Origin of the sequence: Brevibacterium permense (assembly GCF_025506275.1) — a bacterium.
Lineage (GTDB): Bacteria > Actinomycetota > Actinomycetes > Actinomycetales > Brevibacteriaceae > Brevibacterium > Brevibacterium permense_A.
In genome coordinates, this window is the sequence record NZ_QYCP01000090.1 from 122,182 (window position 1) to 142,845 (window position 20,664).

General features: G+C 65.6%; 17 protein-coding genes. 12 read left to right on the forward strand and 5 right to left on the reverse strand.

Translation table 11 applies throughout. The features are described from left to right. Positions 1–38: 38 nt before the first annotated feature. The 5 genes from D3I60_RS12060 (at position 39) to D3I60_RS12080 (ending at position 3,997) form a co-directional block, all read left to right on the forward strand. Positions 39–1,205: an acyl-CoA dehydrogenase family protein gene (locus D3I60_RS12060; protein WP_262776561.1), complete on the forward strand. Its 1,167-nt coding sequence runs from the start codon at positions 39–41 to the stop codon at positions 1,203–1,205. A 159-nt stretch (positions 1,206–1,364) separates the two neighbouring features. Next, complete coding sequence (locus D3I60_RS12065) at positions 1,365–2,072, forward strand: superoxide dismutase (protein ID WP_262776562.1); 708 nt, start codon at positions 1,365–1,367, stop codon at positions 2,070–2,072. Further along, positions 2,011–2,571 (forward strand): GNAT family N-acetyltransferase, encoded by a 561-nt coding sequence (locus D3I60_RS12070; protein WP_262776563.1) that lies wholly within the window; start codon positions 2,011–2,013, stop codon positions 2,569–2,571. The genes D3I60_RS12065 and D3I60_RS12070 overlap by 62 nt, the downstream gene beginning before the upstream one ends. Positions 2,572–2,792: 221 nt before the next feature. Then, positions 2,793–3,539, forward strand: coding sequence for a 4-hydroxy-tetrahydrodipicolinate reductase (gene dapB / locus D3I60_RS12075; RefSeq protein ID WP_262776564.1), 747 nt, complete (start codon positions 2,793–2,795; stop codon positions 3,537–3,539). Continuing rightward, positions 3,539–3,997, forward strand: coding sequence for a hypothetical protein (locus D3I60_RS12080; protein ID WP_262776565.1), 459 nt, complete (start codon positions 3,539–3,541; stop codon positions 3,995–3,997). Before dapB ends, D3I60_RS12080 begins: the two co-directional genes overlap by 1 nt. On the opposite strand, the gene D3I60_RS12085 is transcribed toward D3I60_RS12080, so the two are convergent. Beyond that, positions 3,960–5,240, reverse strand: coding sequence for a DUF1624 domain-containing protein (locus D3I60_RS12085; protein WP_262776566.1), 1,281 nt, complete (start codon positions 5,238–5,240; stop codon positions 3,960–3,962). The two genes, D3I60_RS12080 and D3I60_RS12085, sit on opposite strands and share 38 nt — an antisense overlap. 68 nt (positions 5,241–5,308) lie before the next feature. Here D3I60_RS12085 and ypfJ point away from each other — a divergent pair, with 68 nt between their 5' ends. The 3 genes from ypfJ (at position 5,309) to D3I60_RS19185 (ending at position 8,985) form a co-directional block, all read left to right on the forward strand. After that, positions 5,309–6,187: a KPN_02809 family neutral zinc metallopeptidase gene (ypfJ, locus tag D3I60_RS12090; RefSeq protein ID WP_262776567.1), complete on the forward strand. Its 879-nt coding sequence runs from the start codon at positions 5,309–5,311 to the stop codon at positions 6,185–6,187. A gap of 162 nt (positions 6,188–6,349) precedes the next feature. Further along, positions 6,350–8,350 carry an oxidoreductase gene (locus D3I60_RS12095; RefSeq protein ID WP_262776568.1) on the forward strand — a complete coding sequence of 667 codons (2,001 nt, stop codon included), beginning with the start codon at positions 6,350–6,352 and terminating at the stop codon, positions 8,348–8,350. Beyond that, positions 8,347–8,985, forward strand: a complete 639-nt coding sequence (locus D3I60_RS19185) for a TetR/AcrR family transcriptional regulator (RefSeq protein WP_262776569.1) — start codon at positions 8,347–8,349, stop codon at positions 8,983–8,985. Before D3I60_RS12095 ends, D3I60_RS19185 begins: the two co-directional genes overlap by 4 nt. Before the next feature lie 37 nt (positions 8,986–9,022). Here the strand turns inward: D3I60_RS19185 and D3I60_RS12105 are convergent, their stop codons facing one another. Beyond that, positions 9,023–10,336, reverse strand: coding sequence for an ATP-binding protein (locus tag D3I60_RS12105; RefSeq protein ID WP_262776570.1), 1,314 nt, complete (start codon positions 10,334–10,336; stop codon positions 9,023–9,025). 174 nt (positions 10,337–10,510) lie between these two features. Between D3I60_RS12105 and dapA the strand changes: the two genes are divergently transcribed. Beyond that, the gene (gene dapA / locus D3I60_RS12110; RefSeq protein WP_262776571.1) at positions 10,511–11,434 is read left to right on the forward strand and encodes a 4-hydroxy-tetrahydrodipicolinate synthase; all 924 of its coding nucleotides are present in this window, start codon (positions 10,511–10,513) and stop codon (positions 11,432–11,434) included. 34 nt (positions 11,435–11,468) lie between these two features. Continuing rightward, on the forward strand, positions 11,469–13,115 hold the full coding sequence (locus D3I60_RS12115; RefSeq protein ID WP_262776613.1) for a ribonuclease J: 1,647 nt from the start codon (positions 11,469–11,471) through the stop codon (positions 13,113–13,115). 226 nt (positions 13,116–13,341) lie between these two features. Here the strand turns inward: D3I60_RS12115 and D3I60_RS12120 are convergent, their stop codons facing one another. Next, positions 13,342–15,264: an L-lactate permease gene (locus D3I60_RS12120; protein ID WP_262776572.1), complete on the reverse strand. Its 1,923-nt coding sequence runs from the start codon at positions 15,262–15,264 to the stop codon at positions 13,342–13,344. Positions 15,265–15,624: 360 nt separating this feature from the next. Between D3I60_RS12120 and aceB the strand changes: the two genes are divergently transcribed. Together aceB and D3I60_RS12130 are read left to right on the forward strand one after the other, a co-directional pair. Continuing rightward, positions 15,625–17,229 (forward strand): malate synthase A, encoded by a 1,605-nt coding sequence (aceB, locus tag D3I60_RS12125; RefSeq protein ID WP_262776573.1) that lies wholly within the window; start codon positions 15,625–15,627, stop codon positions 17,227–17,229. Between the two features lie 162 nt (positions 17,230–17,391). Beyond that, positions 17,392–18,546 (forward strand): FAD-binding oxidoreductase, encoded by a 1,155-nt coding sequence (locus tag D3I60_RS12130; protein ID WP_262776574.1) that lies wholly within the window; start codon positions 17,392–17,394, stop codon positions 18,544–18,546. 57 nt (positions 18,547–18,603) lie between these two features. Here the strand turns inward: D3I60_RS12130 and D3I60_RS12135 are convergent, their stop codons facing one another. After that, the gene (locus D3I60_RS12135; protein WP_262776575.1) at positions 18,604–19,065 is read right to left on the reverse strand and encodes a universal stress protein; all 462 of its coding nucleotides are present in this window, start codon (positions 19,063–19,065) and stop codon (positions 18,604–18,606) included. A 13-nt stretch (positions 19,066–19,078) separates the two neighbouring features. Beyond that, positions 19,079–20,572, reverse strand: a complete 1,494-nt coding sequence (locus tag D3I60_RS12140) for a CitMHS family transporter (protein ID WP_262776576.1) — start codon at positions 20,570–20,572, stop codon at positions 19,079–19,081. Positions 20,573–20,664 lie beyond the last annotated feature (92 nt).

Below are 20,664 nucleotides of genomic sequence, written 5' to 3' on the forward strand. Positions count from 1 at the left end.
AGGCGCCCGACCTCCACTGACACTTCGAAGGAGAACTGATGAGCTACACACCTTGGCCGCTGAGCGATGAACAGCACGACATCCTCGACCTCGTGCGCGGATTCGCCCACGACACGATCCGCCCGGTCGGTCGGCGCGTCGACGAGGCCGACACCGAATCGCCCGTCGACATCTTTGCGGCGGCAGCAAGGCTCGGGATCACCGACTTCATGATTCCTGAGGAATTCGGCGGCGGCGGATTCACCGATGTCTTCACTCAGTGCCTTGTCCAGGAACAGCTGTGCTTCGGGGATCCGGGCATTGGGAACTTCGTGTGCTCGAACGGCTTCTTCGCCGACCCGATCCTCGCATTGGGCACGCCGGAGCAGAAGGAGGAGTGGCTGCGCCCGCTGACTGGAGCGGACCCGAAGATCACGGCGCTGGCAACGACCGAACCCGGCTCCGGATCGGACTCGGCTTCGATCATCACCCGGGCGGATGCCGTCGACGGTGGATACGTGCTCAACGGGCAGAAAGCCTGGATCTCGAACGCGGGACTCGCCGACTTCTACGTCGTCTTCGCCAAGACTGACTCGAGCCGGCGTTCTCGCGGAATCAGCGCATTCCTGCTGCCCAGGGAGACCGGGGGGATGGAGTTCGGTGCGCCGATGAAGAAGATGGGACAGCGGGCCATCGTGTGTCGGGAGATCTTCTTCTCCGACGCATTCGTGCCCACGTCGGGCCGCCTCGGCGAGGAGGGGCAGGGCTTCTACGGACTCATGCGCACCTTCGACATCTCACGGGTGGTGCTCGGTGCTGCGGCGCTCGGCACGGCTCGGGCTGCCTTCGAATATGCGCTTGACTATGCGCGGGAGCGCACGCAGTTCGGGACGAAGATCATCGATCATCAGGCCGTCGCGTTCCGGCTGGCGGATATGTCCTCGCGGATCGATGCGGCGTGGCTGCAGGTGCTCAATGCGGCGCGGATGCTCGACGCCGGCGATGTCGTGGATCGGCAGCGGATGACGGCCGCGGCGGCGATGGCGAAGCTGAACGCCTCGGAGACGGCCATGTTCTGCACCTGGGCGGCCGTGCAGACCCTCGGCGGATGGGGGTATTCGCGCGAGCATCCCGTCGAGCAGTGGATGCGAGATGCCAAGCTCGAGGAGATCGAGGAGGGCACCTCGGACATCATGCGGCTGCTCATCTCACGCAACCTCGGGTGAAGGTGTCCTAAGCAATCTCGGGTGGGGAGGTGATCCCGTCACCGCGCGTCATATGGAATAGGATGCGGGATCCCCTTGTTGTCCGAGATGAGACCCTGGGATAGGGTCGAAATGAAGCCACCGATGTGGTGGTCATCAAATCTGATCAGGAGGAATCTCATGGCTGAGCAGTACACACTTCCGGAACTGCCCTACGACTACTCCGCTCTTGAGCCGCATATCTCGGCTCGCATCATGGAGCTGCACCACGACAAGCACCACGCCACCTACGTCAAGGGCGCCAACACCGCCGTTGAGCAGCTGGCCGAAGCCCGCGAATCCGGCAACCTCGCCAATGTGCCGAAGCTGACCCGCGACCTCGCGTTCAACCTGGGCGGTCACGTCAACCACTCGATCTTCTGGAACAACATGTCCCCGGACGGTGGAGACAAGCCGGTCGGTGAACTCGCCGCAGCCATCGACGACCAGTTCTGTTCATTCGACAAGTTCCGCGAGCACTTCACCACCGCGGCCACCACGATCCAGGGCTCCGGCTGGGCCGTGCTCGTCTATGACCAGCTCGGCGGGAACCTCTTCATCGAGCAGCTCAAGGACCAGCAGTCCGACATCCAGCTCGGCGGCACCCCGGTTCTGCAGCTCGACATGTGGGAGCACGCCTTCTACCTCGACTACCAGAACGTCAAGCCCGACTACGTCAAGGCTTGGTGGAATATCGTCAACTGGGCCGCCGTCAGGTTGTTTGAGAGTCCAGAACTAGCGCTGGCGGACCGGCGGCTGGACCCCCAACCGCGAATAAGGTGGCCGGATGAACGCAATTCTCAGACAGTGGCAGGCAGGCGACGCCGAGGCGTTGGCCCAGGTGTATGAGCGGGCCGACGATGCACTGCTGAGCAACATCCCCGACGACCGTACGATCGCTGGTGCCCGGACATGGCTGGAGACCATCACCGACGCCGAGGCGGCCAGTGAACTGTGCGCTCGGGCGATCGTTGGCGACGCTGACCGTTCAGGCCGACGAATCTTTGGAAACGTCATGGCCTCCCGGATCGAACGCCGGCACTCGAGTGCGTGGATCTCCTATTGGTCGGTGGCCGAGGCCCGCGGCCAGGGGCTGGTGTCGGCGGCGCTGCGCAGCCTCGTCGACCTCCTCCACGACGGACTCGGGATCCACCGGCTCGAACTCGGCTACCGGGTGAACAATCCGGCTTCGGCCGCAGTCGCGAGGAACGCGGGCTTCATCGTCGAAGGCCGCGAACGAGAGAAACTCCTTTACGACGGCATTCGCTACGACACCGAGATCTGCGCTCGGCTGAGTGGAGACCCGCGGCACAGCGGACCGCGCGTACCGGTCGCCCCACCTCGTTGACCGCGCCCCGTCCTCTCAAGAACTACCTGACGGGGGCCCAGATACCTGGCGCCAGGTTGCTGCGCCGCCGTCGGGTAGCAATTGGGAGTGTTTGGATGGTCACTGGATGTGAAGAGAACTGTCGAGGGTCGCTAGACTGGCTGGCGGAGATCGTTCCGGTCGTTTCGCCTCGTCCCGACCGGCACACCTCGCAGGGATCATCGCACAAGGAGTCACAGCATATGAGCATTCGCGTAGCCGTCATCGGAGCCAAGGGTCGGATGGGATCCCACGCCGTCGATGCGATCAACGATGCCGAAGGACTCGAACTCGTCGCCGCACTCGGCAGCAGCGATTCGCTGGAGACCCTGCTCGATCAGAACATCGACGTCGCCGTCGAACTGACCGTGCCCAAATCCACCGAGGACAATGTCACCTTCCTCGTCGAGAACGGCATCGACACCGTCGTCGGCACCACCGGCTGGAACAACGACCGTCTGGCCCGCCTCGAAGCCACACTGAAGAACCACCCGGAGACCGCGGCGCTCATCGCCCCGAACTTCTCGATCGGTGCCGTCCTGGCCATGCGCTTCGCCGAACTCGCGGCTCCCTACTTCGACTCGGCCGAAGTCGTCGAAATCCACCACACCCGCAAACTCGACGCCCCGTCTGGCACAGCGAACCACACGGCCCAGCGCATCGCCGCGGCGCGCAGCGCCGCCGGACTGCCTGCCGTTCCCGACTCCACCGAATCCGATCCGCACGGTGCGCGCGGCGCCGTCATCGACGGAATCCACGTCCACGCCATCCGTCAGCAGGGCATGAACGCCCACGAGGAGATCCTCTTCGGCTCCGACGGCGAAGCCCTGACCATCCGCACGGACTCGCACTCCACCTCGGCGTTCATGCCCGGCATCGTCACCGCCGTGCGATCGATTGCCGATTACACGGGGCTCATCCACGGCCTCGAGAACATGCTCGACCTCTGATGTCGAAGGCCAAGATCGGAGCGATCATCGTCTCCGTCGTCCTCGTCTTCTACTTCGCCCTCATGGGACAGCGGGCGTGGATCCTCGTCCGCGAACCCGCGATGATCCCCAAGATCATGGGCATCGCCCTGTTCGTCCTGCCCGCCATCGGAGCGTGGACGCTCATCGTCGAACTCGTCTTCGGCGCTCGTACGGAGAAGCTCGCGCGCATCCTCGGGGAGGAAGGCGGACTGCCCGTCGACGACCTTCCCCGGACTCCGGGCGGGAAGATCATCCGCGAGGCCGCGGATAAGGAATTCGTGAAATACCAGGCCGAAGCCGAGGCCGCACCCGAGGACTGGCGGTCCTGGTTCCGGCTCTCGTGCGCCTACGACGCCAGCGGCGACCGCAAACGGGCGCGGGCCACGATGCGCAGATCGATCAGCCTTTTCCGGGAAGGTCAGAAGCAGGGCGCTTAGGACCCGGCGACGCCACCCTGATGATGCCCGCGATTCCGCCTTCCAGCGGGCCGCGGGTGCTGACAAATGCTTTCCACAGCAGAGGCAGCAGCACGAACGTGAGTGCGTGAATGACGAACTCGAGAGTCTGCTCGCCCGTCGTTGCGGACTCCTTCAACGGATCGCCCACGATCTGAGACCTCGTGATCTCCAACAGCACGACGTGCGCCGAATACACGCTCAACGGCATTGATCCCGGCGCCGACAGCGGCGCGAGTACCCATGACTGGCGACCCAAGAGCACTGCCGCGGCCTGGCAGGCGGCGATCGTCATCACCGCGGTTCCACCCGTGGAGAGCAGATCGAACGGCGTCCCCGAATGCGGTCCCGCGATCGCCAGCCACCACCACGACGTCGCCGGAGTCACGCCGTAGCTGCCGGTGAACAGTGCCGCCGTGAGATCCGTGCCCCACATCTGCGAAACCTCCACGAGCGCGGCATCACCGCCGAAAACATTGAGCAGAATCCACGAGGCACCGCGCCCGACGACGAAGAGTCCGAGCCCGGCGGTGAACAGCGCGAGCAGGTGACGCCCGATGTCGAGCTTCGCCACGGCCATGCCGAGCAGAATGTACGACAGCCACTGCAGCACCGGGTAATAGCCGGTGAGGAAGAGGTCGGTGAGCATCGTCCCCGGCGTCGCGAAGTCGAAGAAGCCCATCGGCAGGTAGCTCGGTTCGAGGAGGAACGTCGAACGCACCCACATCGACGCGACGGGGGAGACGACCATCCAGACCCCGGCGATCGCGAACAGCGCTCCCGCGCGCAGCCGCAGGAAGAACAGGGCGAGGGCGAACATGATCCCGTAGTTGACGAGGATGACCGCGAGCAGTCCGGAGATCGACCCGAGGCAGAGCCCGATGAGGACGATGGCCGCGGCCCGGATGAGCACGCTCGGTGCCGCATCGCGCAACCGCCCCGACACCGCCATCCGCGATCGGGTCGAAAGCACCAGGGAACAGCCGGCGAGGACCGCGAACAGCGCCGAGGCCCGTCCGGCGAAGACCGCGGCCCAGGTCGGCATCCCCGTCTCGTCGCCGAGGGCGAAGATGTGCGTGACCATCATCGCCAAGAGCGCGATCCCGCGGGCGACATCGAGTCCGATGAGCCGACCATCGGGGCTGAGCCGACGGGAAACCCTCGCCGAGGTGGCCGTGGAGTCCGCGTCGTGCGCTCGGTGAGGTTCCGCCGGGTGAGAGCTCATGGAACGATTCTCACACGACTTCACTTCTGCGCGCCCTCCGGCGTACGCTCCCGGGGTATCTTTATGCCATGACCTTCAATCCGAACGCCGATATCAGCGGCAACAGGACGAGCAAACGCGGTCGCAACACCGCGATCGTCGGCGGTGGCGGCGTGGGCATCGTCGGCCTGCTCGTCTTCCTCATCGGACCGCTGCTCGGCGTTGATGTCACCGGTCTGATGGGCGGAATCACCCCGGACGACGGCGGCCAGAACCAATCGAGCGGGACGAGCATGGCCCAGTGCGATACGGGCGAGGACGCGAACACGAACATCGACTGCCGAATGGCCGGAGCACAGGTCGTTCTCGATGACTACTGGGCGCAGAAGGTCGACGGCTACGAACCGCCGGCGATGACTCTGGTCGACGGTCAGACCTCGACCGGCTGCGGGACCGCATCGAACCAGGTCGGACCCTTCTACTGCCCGGCCGATCAGGGCGTCTACATCGACCCGAGCTTCTTCGACATTCTGCGCCAGCAGTACGGGGCCTCGGCCGATGAGCTCGCCCAGCTCTACATCGTCGGCCACGAATGGGGCCACCACATCCAGAACATCACGGGCGTGATGAGCGAGCATCCGAACAACGGCACGGGTCCGGAGAGCAACGGCGTGCGCACCGAACTCCAAGCCGACTGCTACGCCGGCGCCTGGCTGGGCAAGGTCACCACTCTCACCGACGACAACGGCACTCCGTATCTCGAAGGGCCCTCCAAGGAACAGCTCGATGACGCTCTCAACGCGGCCTTCGTCGTCGGCGACGATCACATCCAAGAGCAGTCCGGCTTCGTCAATCCGGAATCGTTCACCCACGGTTCGAGCAAGCAGCGCCAGACATGGTTCACCACCGGATACAACGAGGGCCTGAGCAGCTGCGACACCTTCGTGGTCTCCGGCAGCGAGCTCTGACCGACGGTTCCGCCCGATAGCAATCGCGCCGCCCCAATCGGCGATCGGCACCTTGGGAGCCAACCCTTGCCGCCGTTCGTCATACGGTGATATGAATAACTGAGGCAGCCCCATCGAGGGGCGGCCGCCCAGTCTCACCCGACGATCTGATCAAGGACGATCATGTCTCAGCTGTTCCCGCACCTCTTCGACCCCATCACCATCGGCTCCACGACGATCCGCAATCGCATCGTCTCCTCCGGACATGACACCGTGCTCGACGATCACGGCCACATCGGCCACGACCTCGTTGCCTACCATGAGGCCCGCGCGAAGGGCGGGGCCGGACTCATCGTCCTCCAGGTCTCCGGCGTCCACGAAACCGCCCGCTACACCAGCCACGTCCTCATGGCCACCGACGAATCCTCCGTCCCGGGTTACCGAAACGTCGCCGAGGCGGTCCACCGCCACGGTGCCACGATCTTCGCCCAGCTCTTCCACCCCGGCCGCGAAGTCATGGACGGTGAGCGCGGAATGGCACCCCGCGCCAAGGCCCCGAGCGACGAACCGCAGGAACGCTTCAAAGTGGTCCCCGAGCCTCTGACCACCGCTGAGGTCAGAGACATCATCGCCGGCTACGGACGTGCCGCGAAACGCATCGCCGACTCCGGAATCGACGGCGTCGAGATCGTCGCCAGCCACGGCTACCTGCCCATCCAATTCTTCAATCCCGCCGTCAACACCCGCACCGACGACTACGGCGGCAGCCCGGAGAACCGCCGCCGTTTCCTCACCGAGGTGGCCCAGACCGTCCGAGCCGCCGTCGGACCCGACGTCGTGGTGGGCGTGCGGATTTCCGGTGAGGAGAAGACCGAGGACGGCCTCGTCGCCACCGAGATCCTCGACCTCATCGAACACCTCGACTCCCTGACCGCCGACGGCGTCGACTGCCTCGACTACTTCTCGATCACCGCCGGCGATTCCTCCACTCTGCAGGGCGCCGTCCACATCGTGCCCTCGATGCAGATCGACCCCGGCTACGCCGCGAACCTGTCCCAGCAGGTCAAGAAGATCACCGCCAAGACGGTCATGGTCGCCGGCCGCATCAACCAACCTCACGAAGCCGAAGCCGCGATCGCTGAGGGCCGCACCGATATGGCGATCATGACCCGCGCGATGATCTGCGACCCCGAAATCGCGAACAAGTCCGAATCCGACAAGGTCGACGAGATCCGCGCCTGCATCGGGTGCAACCAAGCCTGCATCGGCCACTTCCAACAGGGCGTGCCGATCTCGTGCATCCAATACCCCGAATCGGGCCGGGAACTGACTTTCCTTCCCCGACCGACGGTGCGCTCCCGCAGCCGAGTCCTCGTAATCGGCGGGGGACCGGCCGGCCTCAAGGCAGCCGCGGTCGCCGCCGAGCAGGGCGATGACGTCGTCCTGTGCGAGAAGGAGCCCCACCTCGGCGGGGCGGTGCTGCTGGCTCAGGAACTGCCGTATCGGTCCGAATTCGGGGGAGCGGCGACCAATCTCTCCGCTGAGGCGGCCCGCGCCGGCGTCGACATCCGCACCTCCGAACCGGCCACCCAGGACCTCATCACCGAGGTCGCCCCCGACTACGTCATCATCGCCACGGGAGCCGAACAGCGCATGCCCGCCCTTGAGATTGCTGACGACGCATTCGTCATCGGGGCTCGCGATTATCTGCGGGAGTCCCCGGACCTGCCGCCCGGCCGCGTGCTCATCACGGACTGGAAGGGCGATTGGATCGGACTCGGCATCGCCCTGCGGCTGGCCGAGGCCGGGCGACACGTGAGCTTGGCGACGGCGGCGAACTTCGCCGGTGCCGCGATCCAGCAGTACACGCGCACCCTGCTCGTGTCGCAGGCGCTGCGGACCGGTCGGATCGGATTCGTCAACGACGTGCGCCTCGTCGGAGTCGATGCCGACACCGGCTATCTGCAGTCCACTCTCTGCGAGGTCGTTCACGAGGTCGATGGTGTCGCCGCGACGATCGTGTCCGGAGCACCGCGATCTGTTCCGGTCGATCTCGACTTCGGGGCCGCCTCGGTGACGGTGATCGGCGACGCCCTGGCCCCGCGCACGGTCGAAGAGGCCGTGTACGAAGGGCTGACCGCGGCCACCGCCCTGGCCGAACGACGAACACCGGTCACGGCGTGAGCCCGCGTCCGGCCCAACCTGCGGCCGAAGCCGAGGCGAAGAAGGCGGCGACCATCGCGGCTACCCTCGGCCAGATCGTCGACCGAGGCCCCGCGGCTGTGCGCATGGCCGATGTGGCGAAAGCGGTCGGCATGTCAGTCGGGTCGGTGCAGTACTACTTCGGGTCACGCGATGCCCTGCTCGCCGCAGCGTTCTCGGCCCACAGCGATGCGGTGCTCAAGGACATCGCGGACATGGCGAATCCTGATGGCAAGAACACGGGCGAAGGGACAGAAGCCAGTTCGCCTCGGTCCCGTCTGCACGCGGCCTTCAGCGCCGTCCACGAGGTCGGCAATCACGGCCAGAGATCGCGGATCTGGATCGAACTCGTCACCGCGGCACGCACCCACGCGAGCCTGCAGGATTGCGTCGACTCCGTCTTCGAAGGGTGGCGCAGTCTGTTCTCACGCATCATCTGTGACGGCATCAGGACCGGAGATTTCACCCTCGGAGAGCTCACCGCCACCGAGGTGGTCGATACGTTCATCGCCATCATCGACGGCTTCGACCTCGCCGCCGTCGCCGGTCACGGATCGGATCCACGCACAATGACGCGCATCCTCATCGAAACAGCCGACCGCCTGCTCGAAGCTTAGGGGAACCGCGCCCGAGCGACGGGTGAGCGCGCCCGCCTCACAACCGCGCGATCGTCTCCACGTCCTCGCCGAACTCCCGAGCCGTCTCCTCGGACACCGTCGCCCGCGTCGCACGCAGCGCCTCGAGATAGTCATCGGTCGAAAGCACGTCGGTCCGCGAAGCGATGTCGACGTGCTGCTGTCGCAGCGACGAGGCCAGAGCTTCCTGCGAAGCACGCCGGGCAGCGTATTCGATATCGGCCGGGGTCAGACCATCACTGGCATCGACGAGCACATCGAGATCGACACCGTTGATCGTGTGCTCGGGAATGTAGCGCGACCAGATCGCCTCCCTGGCAGTGGCATCGGGCAGCCCGATGGGAATGACATAGTCGAAGCGCCCATGCCGCAGGAACGCCGCATCGAGGGCACGGACGAAGTTCGTCGCACAGATGAGCAGCCGGCCCTCCCGATCCCGGAACTGACCGACCTGCTTGAGCAGCTCATTCGTCACCCCCTGCGTCGGCGACGGCGGCTCACCTCCGCGCCTCGACGCGATCTCCTCTACCTCATCGATGAACACCACAGCATGCTCGAGTTCGTTGATCTGCTCGAACGTCGTGCGCAGACCCGCGGCCACGCCGCCGGGCTCACCGGACAGACGCGACGGGAACACCTCGACGAACGGCCAGTCCAAGCGCGACGCCACCGCCTTCGCGAACGTCGTCTTCCCCGTCCCCGGCGGACCGAAGAGCATCACCGCCCGAGGCGGCACCACCCCGAAATGATCGGCGAGATCCGGTTCGGCCAAGGGCACGACGAGGCGGTCCTCGAGCATGTCCTTCTCCTCCTGCATCCCGCTCACCCCATCCCAGAGATGGCGCGGCAGAATCCGTCCCCCGACCGCTTTGAGCCGGTCGAGCTCACGACGTTGGACGGGCAAGTGCCGCTCGACGTACTTCAGTCCGGTCCGGGTCTCGAAACCGTTGGCCACCAGACCATCGCAGGCCGACGTCCCCGCGGGAACGAGCATCGACAGCTTCCCCAAACCCAGCGGCATGAGGCGTCGTTCGAGCGCATCGAGCAGTCCCGCCTCGGCGCGGGTGCCCTGCTCAGGATCGGCACGGATCGCCTCCAGGACATGGAAGAACACGAGAACTCCCTGACCGTGTGCGGCGCGGCCGACGGCGGCACCGACGATCTCCTCATCGCGGACGGCCACGACGGCCTGATTGCGCTGGCAGGCGGCCAACACCTCGGAGAGCAGATAGAGCGGGGGAGCGGCCTCGGATTCCGGGACGGCGGCTTCGAAGAGACGGATGATTCCGTCGAGGTCATCATCATGGAAATCGCGGAAGCGGGTGCGGGTCATCGAAAACTCCCTTGTTTCGGTGGCGGGCAGGGCTCAAGAGTAGACGATCGGGCGGCCGCAGGTGTGATCCGTCTCTCAACGTGACCGCACGGGCACCGCAGGCGAGGCGAACGACACCCGCAACGCGGGTGGACCACTGCACTGATGCGAGGACGTGGGCGCTATCCTGGTTCTATGGCGATTCTCGGTGACCAGGCAGCAGCGACTGCCATTGACGCGTTCGGTTCCGTCGGCACTGCAATGGTGACTCCATTCAAGCGCGACGGCAGCATCGACTATGCGTCTGTGGAGAAGGTGGCGAACCACCTCGTCGAGCTCGGCAACGACATGCTCGTCGTCTCCGGCACCACCGGCGAATCTCCCACGACGACCGACGACGAGAAGGTCGAACTCATCCGAGTCGTCCGCGGTGTCATCGGCAAGCGGGCGAAGATCGTCGCTGGCACCGGCAACAACGTCACCGCACACACCATCGACCTCTCCCGCCGTTCGGCCGATGCCGGGGCCGACGGGATCCTGCTCGTCACCCCTTACTATTCGAAGCCGACCCAACCGGCGATCGAGGCCCATATGCGTGCGGCCGCCGACTCCACCGACCTGCCGGTCATGCTCTATGACATTCCCGGGCGCGCCGGTGCCCCGATCATCACGGACACCCTGCTGCGCCTCTCGGACCACCCGAACATCCTCGCGGTCAAGGACGCCAAGGGAGACCTCTTCGCCTCCTCGTTCGTCATGAACAACTCCTCGCTCGTGTACTACTCCGGCGAGGATGCGCTGAACCTGCCGCTGCTGTCCCTCGGCGCGCTCGGACTCGTGTCCGTGGCCGGACACGTCTGCTCGGACCGGTTCGCCGCCATGGTCTCCGCAGTGGCGAACAACGACCTCAGCACCGCACGCACCCTTTCCCGCGACACCGCGGACGTGGTGGATGCGCTCATGAACCACATGCCGGGAGTGATCTCGGCGAAGGCCGCTCTGCAGGCCCAAGGAATACTCGACAACCGCGACGTGCGTATGCCGCTGCTCCCAGCTGATGAGGAGCAGACGGCGTTCGTCGCCGCCCAATTGACCAGGAGTGGTTACCTCAGTGAATAATGCATTGACCCAAGAACTGTCCCTCCCGCCGAAGATGGACAGAGAAGCCGTCCGCATCGTCGCGCTCGGCGGACTCGGCGAAGTCGGCCGTAATATGACCGTCTTCGAATACCACGGCAAACTCCTCATCGTCGACTGCGGTGTGCTCTTCCCAGAAGAGGACCAGCCCGGCGTCGACCTCATCCTCCCCGACTTCTCCTACCTCGATGACCGCCTCGATGACATCATCGGCCTCGTGCTCACCCACGGCCACGAAGACCACATCGGCGCCGTTCCCTACCTGCTGCGCCGGAAGGGCGACATCCCGATCCTCGGTTCGCAGCTGACCATCGCGCTCATCGAAGCGAAACTCAAAGAGCACCGCATCAAACCCATCACCCGCGTGGTGAAGGAAGACGATGTCGATCAGCTCGGTCCCTTCGACCTCGAATTCGTCGCCGTCAACCACTCGATCCCCGACGCCCTGGCCGTGTTCATCCGCACCGGCGCCGGAAACATCCTGCACACCGGCGACTTCAAGATGGACCAGCTGCCGCTCGACGGCCGCATCACCGACCTCCGCGCCTTCGCCCGCCTCGGCGAAGAGGGCGTGGACCTGTTCATGACGGACTCGACGAACGCTGAGGTCCCCGGCTTCACCGCGCTGGAGAAGGACATCGGGCCAGTGCTCGAGAACCTCTTCGGCACCGCCGAACGCCGCATCATCGTCGCCTCGTTCTCCTCCCACGTCCACCGTGTGCAGCAGGTGCTCAACGCCGCCACCGCCCATGGTCGCAAGGTGGCCCTCGTCGGCCGCTCCATGGTGCGCAATATGAAGATCGCCGAGGACCTCGGCTACCTCAACGTGCCCCAGGGAACGCTCATCGACATCAAGAAGGTCGACGACTTCCCCGAGGATCAGATCGTCCTCATGTGCACCGGCTCCCAGGGTGAGCCGATGGCCGCCCTGTCCCGCATGGCCAACCGCAACCACCGGGTCGACGTCGGCGACGGCGACACCGTCATCCTCGCCTCCTCGCTCATCCCCGGCAACGAGAACTCCGTGTTCAAGGTCATCAACGGCCTGATGAAGCTCGGCGCTCGTGTCATCTCGAAGGCCGACGCGAAGATCCACGTGTCCGGTCACGCCTCCGGCGGCGAGCTGCTCTACTGCTACAACATCGTCAAGCCACGCGGCGTCTTGCCCGTCCACGGCGAATGGCGGCACCTGCTGGCCAACGCCCGCCACGCCGAGGCGACCGGAGTCGACCCGAACAACATCGTCCTTGCCGATGACGGCTGGGTCGTCGACCTCAAGGACGGTCACGCCGAGGTCGTCGGCGCCGTCGACTGCAACTACGTCTTCGTCGACGGTTCCTCGGTCGGTGAGATCACCGAGGCGGACCTCAAGGATCGTCTCGTCCTGTCCGGTGAGGGCTTCGTGACGATCTTCATGGCCGTGAACTCGCAGACGAAGTCGCTCATCGCCGGACCCGAGATCCACGCCCGCGGTGTGGCCGAGTCCGACGACGTCTTCGACTCGATCGTCCCGAAGGTGCAGAAGGCCGTCGAGGATGCTCTGCGCGACGGCACCACCGATCAGTACCAGCTCCAGCAGGTGGTGCGCCGCACCATCGGCCGCTGGGTGTCCTCGAAGCTGCGCCGCAAGCCGATGATCGTCCCCATGGTCGTCATCGTCTGAGACTCCGCCTTCGAGCGGCTCCGTCGTCGGTCTGCTGCACCGACGAAACTGCGAACGCCCGCAGATGCCTCCTCGTGAGGCTCTGCGGGCGTTGTCGCGTTCTGGGCGAATCGCCTTTTGAGCGGCACATCGCGTTTGAACCCGATGCGTGGATCAAAAGGCGATGACTCCCGGCTCAAAAGGCGATGACATCTGGTGCGGGGGATGATCCGCGCGGGCGGGAGCGTCAAGCGCGGGCGGTGGGCTCCGGTTCGTCATCGTCGATGTCAGAGCCGCCGCCGCGAGCCGAGTTCCCGTCGGCGCCTTCGGCAATCCCGTAGGCCATAGCTGCGCTGCCAACTCCTGCCTCAAGGCCCGGCAGCGGTTTGCCCGGCGAGCGGCGGATCATCACCACGACGACGGCGAGGCCGATGATGATCGCAGTGAGGACGACGGTGCCCGCGTTGAAGCCCAGCCCGTTGAGTCCGATGAACGCCAGGGCGCCCGCGGCCAATGAGTAGACGAGCATCGGGATCGAGGTCCGCCGGATGAGCTCGCCCTCCCGACCAACGAGTCCCACCGTCGCCGAGGCGGCCACGACGTTATGCACGGCCACCATATTTCCAGCGGCGCCGCCGACCGCCTGAGCCGCAACCACGGTCTCAGGGCTGGCAGCACCGATCGCGGTGCCGGTGGAGAACTGGAACTGCGAGAACATGACGTTCGAGACGGTGTTCGATCCGGCGACGAAGGCACCCAGGGCACCGACGAACGGGGCGAACAGAGGCCAGGCGTCGCCCACGGAACTGGCGGCCGCCTCGGCGAGGGTGACCGGCATCGAATCCAGGCCGGCGCCGTTGTAGTCGGCACCGGAGTTGATGAACACACGCACCAGCGGCAGGGAACACAGCAGGGCCACGGCCGCGCCGGCGATCTGCGAACCCGCGATCTGCCAGGAGCCTGCGATCTGCTTCTTCGTCATCCGGTGAATGAAGTACGTCAGCCCGCAGGCGAGGACGAAGATCGCGCCGGGCGACCACAGCAGATCCATGTTCTGGCTGATCGGGGTGCCGAAGATGTTGTCGATCTTGATCACGGCCGGACCGTTGAGGAACTCCTTGATCGCGGGCACATTGCGGGTGATGAGCAGCAGGGCGACGACGATGAGATAGGGTGACCACGCGCGGGGCAGCGACATCTTCTTGGTCAGCTGCGCCTTCTCCTTGTTCGGGTCGACGGTGCCCATCCAGAATGTCGGCCACTTATCACGCGGAGCGAAGTCCCAGGTCTTCTTCGGCATGAGGAAGCCCATCCGCGAGGTCGTCACGACGATGGCGAGACCGAAGAGCCCGCCGAGCAGCGACGGGAACTCCGGTCCGAGCACATTGGCCACGATGAGGTAGGGCACGATCATCGCCAGGGCCGCGTAGATCGCGAACGGGGCGATGGCCAGGCCGTCGGCGAAGCGCCGATTGGCACCGAAGAATCCCGTCATCAGACACGAGAGCAGCAGCGGGATGAGGATGCCGCAGCAGGCGTGGATGAGTGCGACCTGAGTCGCGGTGTGGGCGACGAATTCGGCCTGGCCGAGGCCGAGCTGACCGGCACGTTCGGCGACGTCGGCCGACATCGACCCGTCCTCCTGCGCAAGCCCGGAGCCGATGCCGAGCACCATCGGAGTGCCGACGGCGCCGAAGCTCACCGGCGTCGACTGGATGATGAGACCGGCGAGCACCGCGGCGATCGCGGGGAAGCCGAGGGCCAGCATGAGCGGGGCGACCACGGCGGCCGGAGTGCCGAAGCCCGCAGCGCCTTCGATGAAGGACCCGAAGAGCCAGGCGACGATGATGACCTGCACCCGCCGGTCTGGGGAGATCGCGATGAAGCCGGCGCGGATCGTCTCGATCGCCCCGGACCGCGTGATCGTGGCGAGCAGCAGAAGCGCACCGAAGACGATCCACAGCAGGCCGATCGCGACGAGGAGGCCCTGGACGACCGATGCGCCGATCGTCACCCATTCGATCTTCCATGCGAAATTCGCTACGAGCGCGGCGGCGACCAGGCCGATGGGCATGGCGTATTTGGCGGGCCAGCGGAATCCGATGAGAAGGATTCCAGCCAAGAGGATGGGGGAGAGGGCCAGAAGAGCTGCAACAGCGAGGTTGTCCACTATGAGTCCGATCCGCGGCGTCCTTGCCGCATCGTTCCACGGACCTGACCTGGTGCGACGATCTTCCTCAGCCGACCGAGAACCAGCGGCGGTCGGTGACGATGGGCCGCCTCGGCGAGTCCATGAGAGTTGTTCCCCTTATCCTCCCGAGCCGCCTCCGCAGAGTCAATGAACACACTGTCTCGAATGCAGGATATGGTTTGACGAGACGTGCATCACCTCATATTCTTTCGTTGTGTGAACAAACATTTTCACAATGTGAAAGTTTCGCAGTCAAAACCCCGCTGACCAGCGAACATATCGCATCACCAGATGTGGATAAGGACGCAGCACCGATGTGCTGACTAAGGAGAACCATCGATGACCGCTCATATCGAAAACCTGGACATCCCCGCCGGGATGGAGATCACCGGTGAGCTGCCGGACGGGGCTGAGAAGGTCCTCACGCCCAAGGCGCTTGAGCTCATCGTCGATCTGCACCGGAAGTTCAACGGCGACCGTCTCGAGCGCCTCGCGGCCCGCAAGGAACGCCAGGCCGAAATCGCCGCAGGCAAGGACCTCGACTTCCTCCCCGAGACCGCCGAGATCCGCAACGATCCGTCCTGGCAGGTCGCACCCCCGGCACCCGGTCTCGAAGACCGCCGCGTCGAGGTCACCGGCCCCACCTACAAGAAGATGACGATCAACGCGCTCAACTCCGGCGCGAAGGTGTGGCTGGCCGACCAGGAAGACGCGAACACCCCGCAGTGGGACTCGGTCATCCAGGGACAGATCAACCTGCTCGACTCACTCAACCGCGAAATCGACTTCACTTCGCCCGAGGGCAAGGAATACAAGCTCGCCCCCGACGAGGAGCTGCCGACCATCGTCGTGCGCCCCCGCGGCTGGCACATGCCGGAGAAGCACATCCTCATCGACGGTGAGGAGACTTCCGGTTCGCTCGTCGACTTCGCGCTGTACTTCTCGACCGCCGGTCAGATCCAGATCGAGAAGGGCCGCGGCCCCTACTTCTACCTCGCGAAGATGGAATCCCACCTCGAGGCCCGTCTGTGGAACCAGGTCTTCGAACACGCCGAGGACGCCTTCGGCCTGGCCCGCGGCACCATCCGCGCCACCGTGCTCATCGAGACCTACACCGCGGCCTTCGAGATGGAGGAGATCCTCTACGAGCTGCGCGAGCACTCCGCCGGACTCAACGCCGGCCGCTGGGACTACATCTTCTCCGTGATCAAGAACTTCCGCTCCCGCGGCTCCGACTACCTGCTGCCGGACCGTTCAGACGTGACGATGACGGTGCCGTTCATGCGCGCCTACACCGAACTGCTCGTGCGCACCTGCCACAAGCGCGGAGCACATGCCATCGGCGGAATGTCCGCCTTCGTCCCCTCGAAGGACGAAGCCGCGAACAAGGCCGCCTTCGACAAGGTGCGCGAAGACAAGTCGCGTGAGGCCTCCAACGGCTTCGACGGCTCCTGGGTCGCTCACCCCGGCATGGTCGCGCTCTGCAAGGAGGTCTTCACCGAGACCCTCGGCGAGAAGCCGAACCAGATCGACAACAAGCGCGAAGACGTCAACGTCGCCGCTGCCGATCTCCTCGACGTGAAGTCGACTCCGGGTGCGATGACTGAGGCGGGCCTGCGCACCAACGTGTCCGTCGGCATCCAGTACCTGCGCGCCTGGCTCGAAGGCAACGGCGCGGTCGCCATCAATGGACTCATGGAGGACGCCGCAACCGCCGAGATCTCCCGCTCCCAGGTGTGGCAGTGGCTCGACGCCGGAGTCACCCTGGACTCCGGTGAGAAGGTGACGAAGGAGCTCGTCGAGCGCATCGTCGCCGAGGAGGTCGCCAAGCTGCCCGGTGACGACGCAGGCTGGAAGGACGCCACCGACACCTTCGTCTCGGTGGCACTCGACCCCGAGTACGTCGATTTCCTCACCCTGCCGGCCTACGCCCGCATGCCGTGATCCGCACTCGCTGACGACGCCGAACGCCCCCGAAATCTGTGCCATGAGCACCGATCTCGGGGGCGTTCTTCGCTAAGCTCGACATACACACTCCCTCGCGACGGTCCCAGACCGACCCGCAGGTGGGAGGCGCCGACGACGGATGGATCTACGGAGGTGGGGATGAGCCTGACCACAGACGAACTGCCCCGACTGGCCGGCCCCGGCAGCATTGCCGAACTCTCCGAGCTCATGGGCCGTGCCCATGCCGAGCACCGCACCGTGGCCGTGTTCGGCGGCGGCACCGCCTTCGACGATCATCCGCCCGCGTCCACGCCGGGGCTGCTCATCGACCTGACATCCATCGCCGAGGCGGCCGATCCTCGCGGCGGCACCATCCGTGCCGAAGCCGGCACCCGGATCAGCGCCCTGAACAGGTTCGCCGCACAGTCAGGTCGGGAGATCCTCAGTGACCTTCCCGTCGACCGCGTCGAAGCCGGTGCCACCCTGGGCGGAATGATCTCCACCGCGGCCACCGGTCCCCGCAGTCTGCGCCGACCTCGCCTGGCCGAGACCGTGGAATCCGTGACCGTCGTCGGTGCCGACGGGACCATCGCCCGCACCTCTCACGGGCTCAACTGGGACCTCAGCGGCCGCGATCTGCCCGGACTCGTCACCGGATCCTGGGGAACCCGAGCGATCGTCGTCGAGGCCGAGATCCGTCTGACCGAGCGGCCCGAAACGCAGAGATTCGTATGGATTCCCGGCACCGAGGCGGCCGCTGATCTCCTCGTCGCCCGCAGAGTCCCGGACGCGGTCGTCATCGAACGACCATCTGGTTCACCAGCGGCGACAGTGGTTCTCATCGAAGGGGAGGCCGACGAGGTCGAGGCCGAGGTGATCCACCTCGTCGATCGGATCCCCGGTGCGACCCCGTGCCGGGAACCGGAATGGTGGGGTCGCAGAGCGCGGCTGGCCGCGACGATCGGAGTGTCCGTGGCGCCGAGTTTCATTTCGACGCTCATCGATGCCGTCGCCCGACTGGAGATGACGATCGGCTATCCGCTGCAGCTGCGCGGCTGTGCGACGGGCACGTTCGAACTGGGCATCGGCGCACCGGAATCCGAGCCGGGGGTGGCCACTCGAGTGGTCCTCGAGCATCTGCGCAGCTTCGGCCTGCATGTCATCGCCGCCCGGCTGATCCACGCACCCGCAGCGGTGTGGGACGAGGTGGACGCTTGGGGTCCGCAGCCGGGACGGTCGGGTCTGCGCGACATCAAGAAGCTGGTCGACCCGCGAGGAATCCTGGCCCCGGGCCGCGGAATCGCCGGAATCTAGAGTCGCGCCACCGGGGCCGCGCGATCGGCTCGCACGGCTGGCCACAGCCGCGAACTTCTACTTGACCAACAGCACCGGGCACTCAGCCTCGAGGATGACCTGCTGCGCACTCGAGCCGAGGAGCAGCTTGATCACGGGCGAGCGTCGCTTCGTGCTCATGACGATCAGCGCGGCATCGTGATCCTCGGCGAGACCGAGGATCTGCTCGGCCGGGTCGGGCCCGGAACGGTGGACGGCATACTCGAGTCCCGCCTCGGCGAGAGCGGCGCCCAACTTGGTGCATTCGGACAGGGACGACGTCGACGGAGCTGTCGTCGTATCCGTAGCGAACACGACCGCCTGCACCGCTGCGTTCTCACGGCGGGCCGCGGCGATCGCCTGCTCGAGCACCTCATCCGAGGCATCCGGACGCAGCGCCAGGACCACGGTCGCTGATGCCGAATCGATGCCCGGCGAGGCAGTGACCTGCAGGGACGGGGCAGGGAAGCGGCGCTGCGGAGTCGAATAGAGATCAGTCATCGCAGTCCTCCGCTCAGCCGATTCCGATGACACCGACGGCGACACCCACGGCGAGCATGACTAGCGCGACGATGAGCGCGCGCCACAGCACCTTCTTGTGGTGATCGCCGAGCTCGACACCGGACAGGGACACGAGCAGCAGGATCGCGGGCACCAGCGGCGACTGCATGTGCACGGGCTGGCCGGTGATCGAGGCCCGGGCCATATCCGCCGCGGAGATGCCGAAGTGGGAGGCGGTCTCGGCGAGGACGGGCAGAATGCCGAAGTAGAAGGCGTCATTGCTCATGAAGAACGTCATCGGGATCGACAGCAGGCCGGTGATGACGGCCATGTAGGGTCCCATCGAGTTCGGGATGACCTCGACGAGCCATTCGGCCATCGCGTCGACCATTCCGGTGCCGGACATGAGGCCGGTGAGCACACCGGCGGCCATGACCATGGCCACGACGGAGATGATCGCGGTCGCATGGGAGGCGAGCTCCTCCTGCTGGTCCTTCATCTTCGGGAAGTTGACCATGAGCGCGATGACGGTGCCGATCATGAACAGGTACGGCAGCGGCAGGATGTCGATGATGAGCAGGACCATCACGGCCACGGTCAGGGCCAGGTTGAACCAGAACAGCTTCGGACGAAGAGTCGCGCGGTTCGGATCGAGCGCGGTGTTCGACAGACCCGTGCCGGAACCGGCGGATCCGTCTGTGTCGTTCGCGGAGGCGGGGGCCGCCTCGGCGGTGGGGCCGTCATTCGCCGAGGCGGCCGACCCGGATCCGTGTCCGAGCCCACCCGCAGTGGTGCCCGCGGACGAACCCGCGGTCGTGCTGGCTCCGGCCACGGCGCCGACGAGGTCCCTGCGACGATTCGAACCGCGTTCCTCGACCCAGGCCACGCCGTTCTTGGCCAGGCGGCGGCGTTCGGAGATGCCGAGCACGTAGGCGAAGACGAGGCACACGAGCAGGCCGGCCACGAGGGAGGGGACCATGGGGACGAAGATCTCGTTGGCGTCGATCTGCAGCGCCGAGGAGGCTCGGGCAGTCGGGCCGCCCCACGGGACGATGTTGAGGGTGCCGTTGATGAGACCGGCGACGCAGGTGAGCACCACGGGCGACATCTCGAGGCGCTGGTAGATCGGCAGCATGGCCGCGGTGACGACGATGAACGTCGTCGATCCGTCACCGTCGAGGGACACGGCGCCGGTGAGCAGCGCGGTGCCGAGGACGACCTTGACGGGGTCGTTGCCGGCGACCTTGAGGATGAACTCGACGAGCTTGTCGAAGAGACCGACGTCGATCATGATGCCGAAATAGATGATGGCGAAGAGCAGCAGCGCTGCCGTCGACGACATCGAGGCGATCGCGTCCATGACCATGTCCCCGATGCCCAGACCGGCCCCGGCGAAAAGGCCGAAGATCGTGGGCACGAGGATGAGCGCCAGGATCGGCGAGAGTCGTTTGGTCATGATCAGCGTCATGAAGACGAGGATCATGGCAAAACCGAGAATGACAAGCACGAGCTTCTCCTTCGAAGGCGAATGTGAGGCTCGAAACACCGTAGGGCCCAGATCACGGGCCGCGCGCGCTTGTGTGCACTGATGGCGTTTAG

What these genes read in the sequence shown, in the direction of transcription:
- D3I60_RS12130 (WP_262776574.1), top strand. Translation starts at nt 17,392, where the DNA reads ATGAGCCTGACCACAGACGAACTGCCCCGACTGGCCGGCCCCGGCAGC.
- aceB (WP_262776573.1), top strand. Translation starts at nt 15,625, where the DNA reads ATGACCGCTCATATCGAAAACCTGGACATCCCCGCCGGGATGGAGATC.
- D3I60_RS12135 (WP_262776575.1), bottom strand. Translation starts at nt 19,065, where the DNA reads ATGACTGATCTCTATTCGACTCCGCAGCGCCGCTTCCCTGCCCCGTCC.
- dapB (WP_262776564.1), top strand. Translation starts at nt 2,793, where the DNA reads ATGAGCATTCGCGTAGCCGTCATCGGAGCCAAGGGTCGGATGGGATCC.
- D3I60_RS12080 (WP_262776565.1), top strand. Translation starts at nt 3,539, where the DNA reads ATGTCGAAGGCCAAGATCGGAGCGATCATCGTCTCCGTCGTCCTCGTC.
- D3I60_RS12095 (WP_262776568.1), top strand. Translation starts at nt 6,350, where the DNA reads ATGTCTCAGCTGTTCCCGCACCTCTTCGACCCCATCACCATCGGCTCC.
- dapA (WP_262776571.1), top strand. Translation starts at nt 10,511, where the DNA reads ATGGCGATTCTCGGTGACCAGGCAGCAGCGACTGCCATTGACGCGTTC.
- D3I60_RS12065 (WP_262776562.1), top strand. Translation starts at nt 1,365, where the DNA reads ATGGCTGAGCAGTACACACTTCCGGAACTGCCCTACGACTACTCCGCT.
- D3I60_RS12085 (WP_262776566.1), bottom strand. Translation starts at nt 5,240, where the DNA reads ATGAGCTCTCACCCGGCGGAACCTCACCGAGCGCACGACGCGGACTCC.
- D3I60_RS12070 (WP_262776563.1), top strand. Translation starts at nt 2,011, where the DNA reads ATGAACGCAATTCTCAGACAGTGGCAGGCAGGCGACGCCGAGGCGTTG.
- D3I60_RS12105 (WP_262776570.1), bottom strand. Translation starts at nt 10,336, where the DNA reads ATGACCCGCACCCGCTTCCGCGATTTCCATGATGATGACCTCGACGGA.
- D3I60_RS12060 (WP_262776561.1), top strand. Translation starts at nt 39, where the DNA reads ATGAGCTACACACCTTGGCCGCTGAGCGATGAACAGCACGACATCCTC.
- D3I60_RS12115 (WP_262776613.1), top strand. Translation starts at nt 11,469, where the DNA reads ATGGACAGAGAAGCCGTCCGCATCGTCGCGCTCGGCGGACTCGGCGAA.
- ypfJ (WP_262776567.1), top strand. Translation starts at nt 5,309, where the DNA reads ATGACCTTCAATCCGAACGCCGATATCAGCGGCAACAGGACGAGCAAA.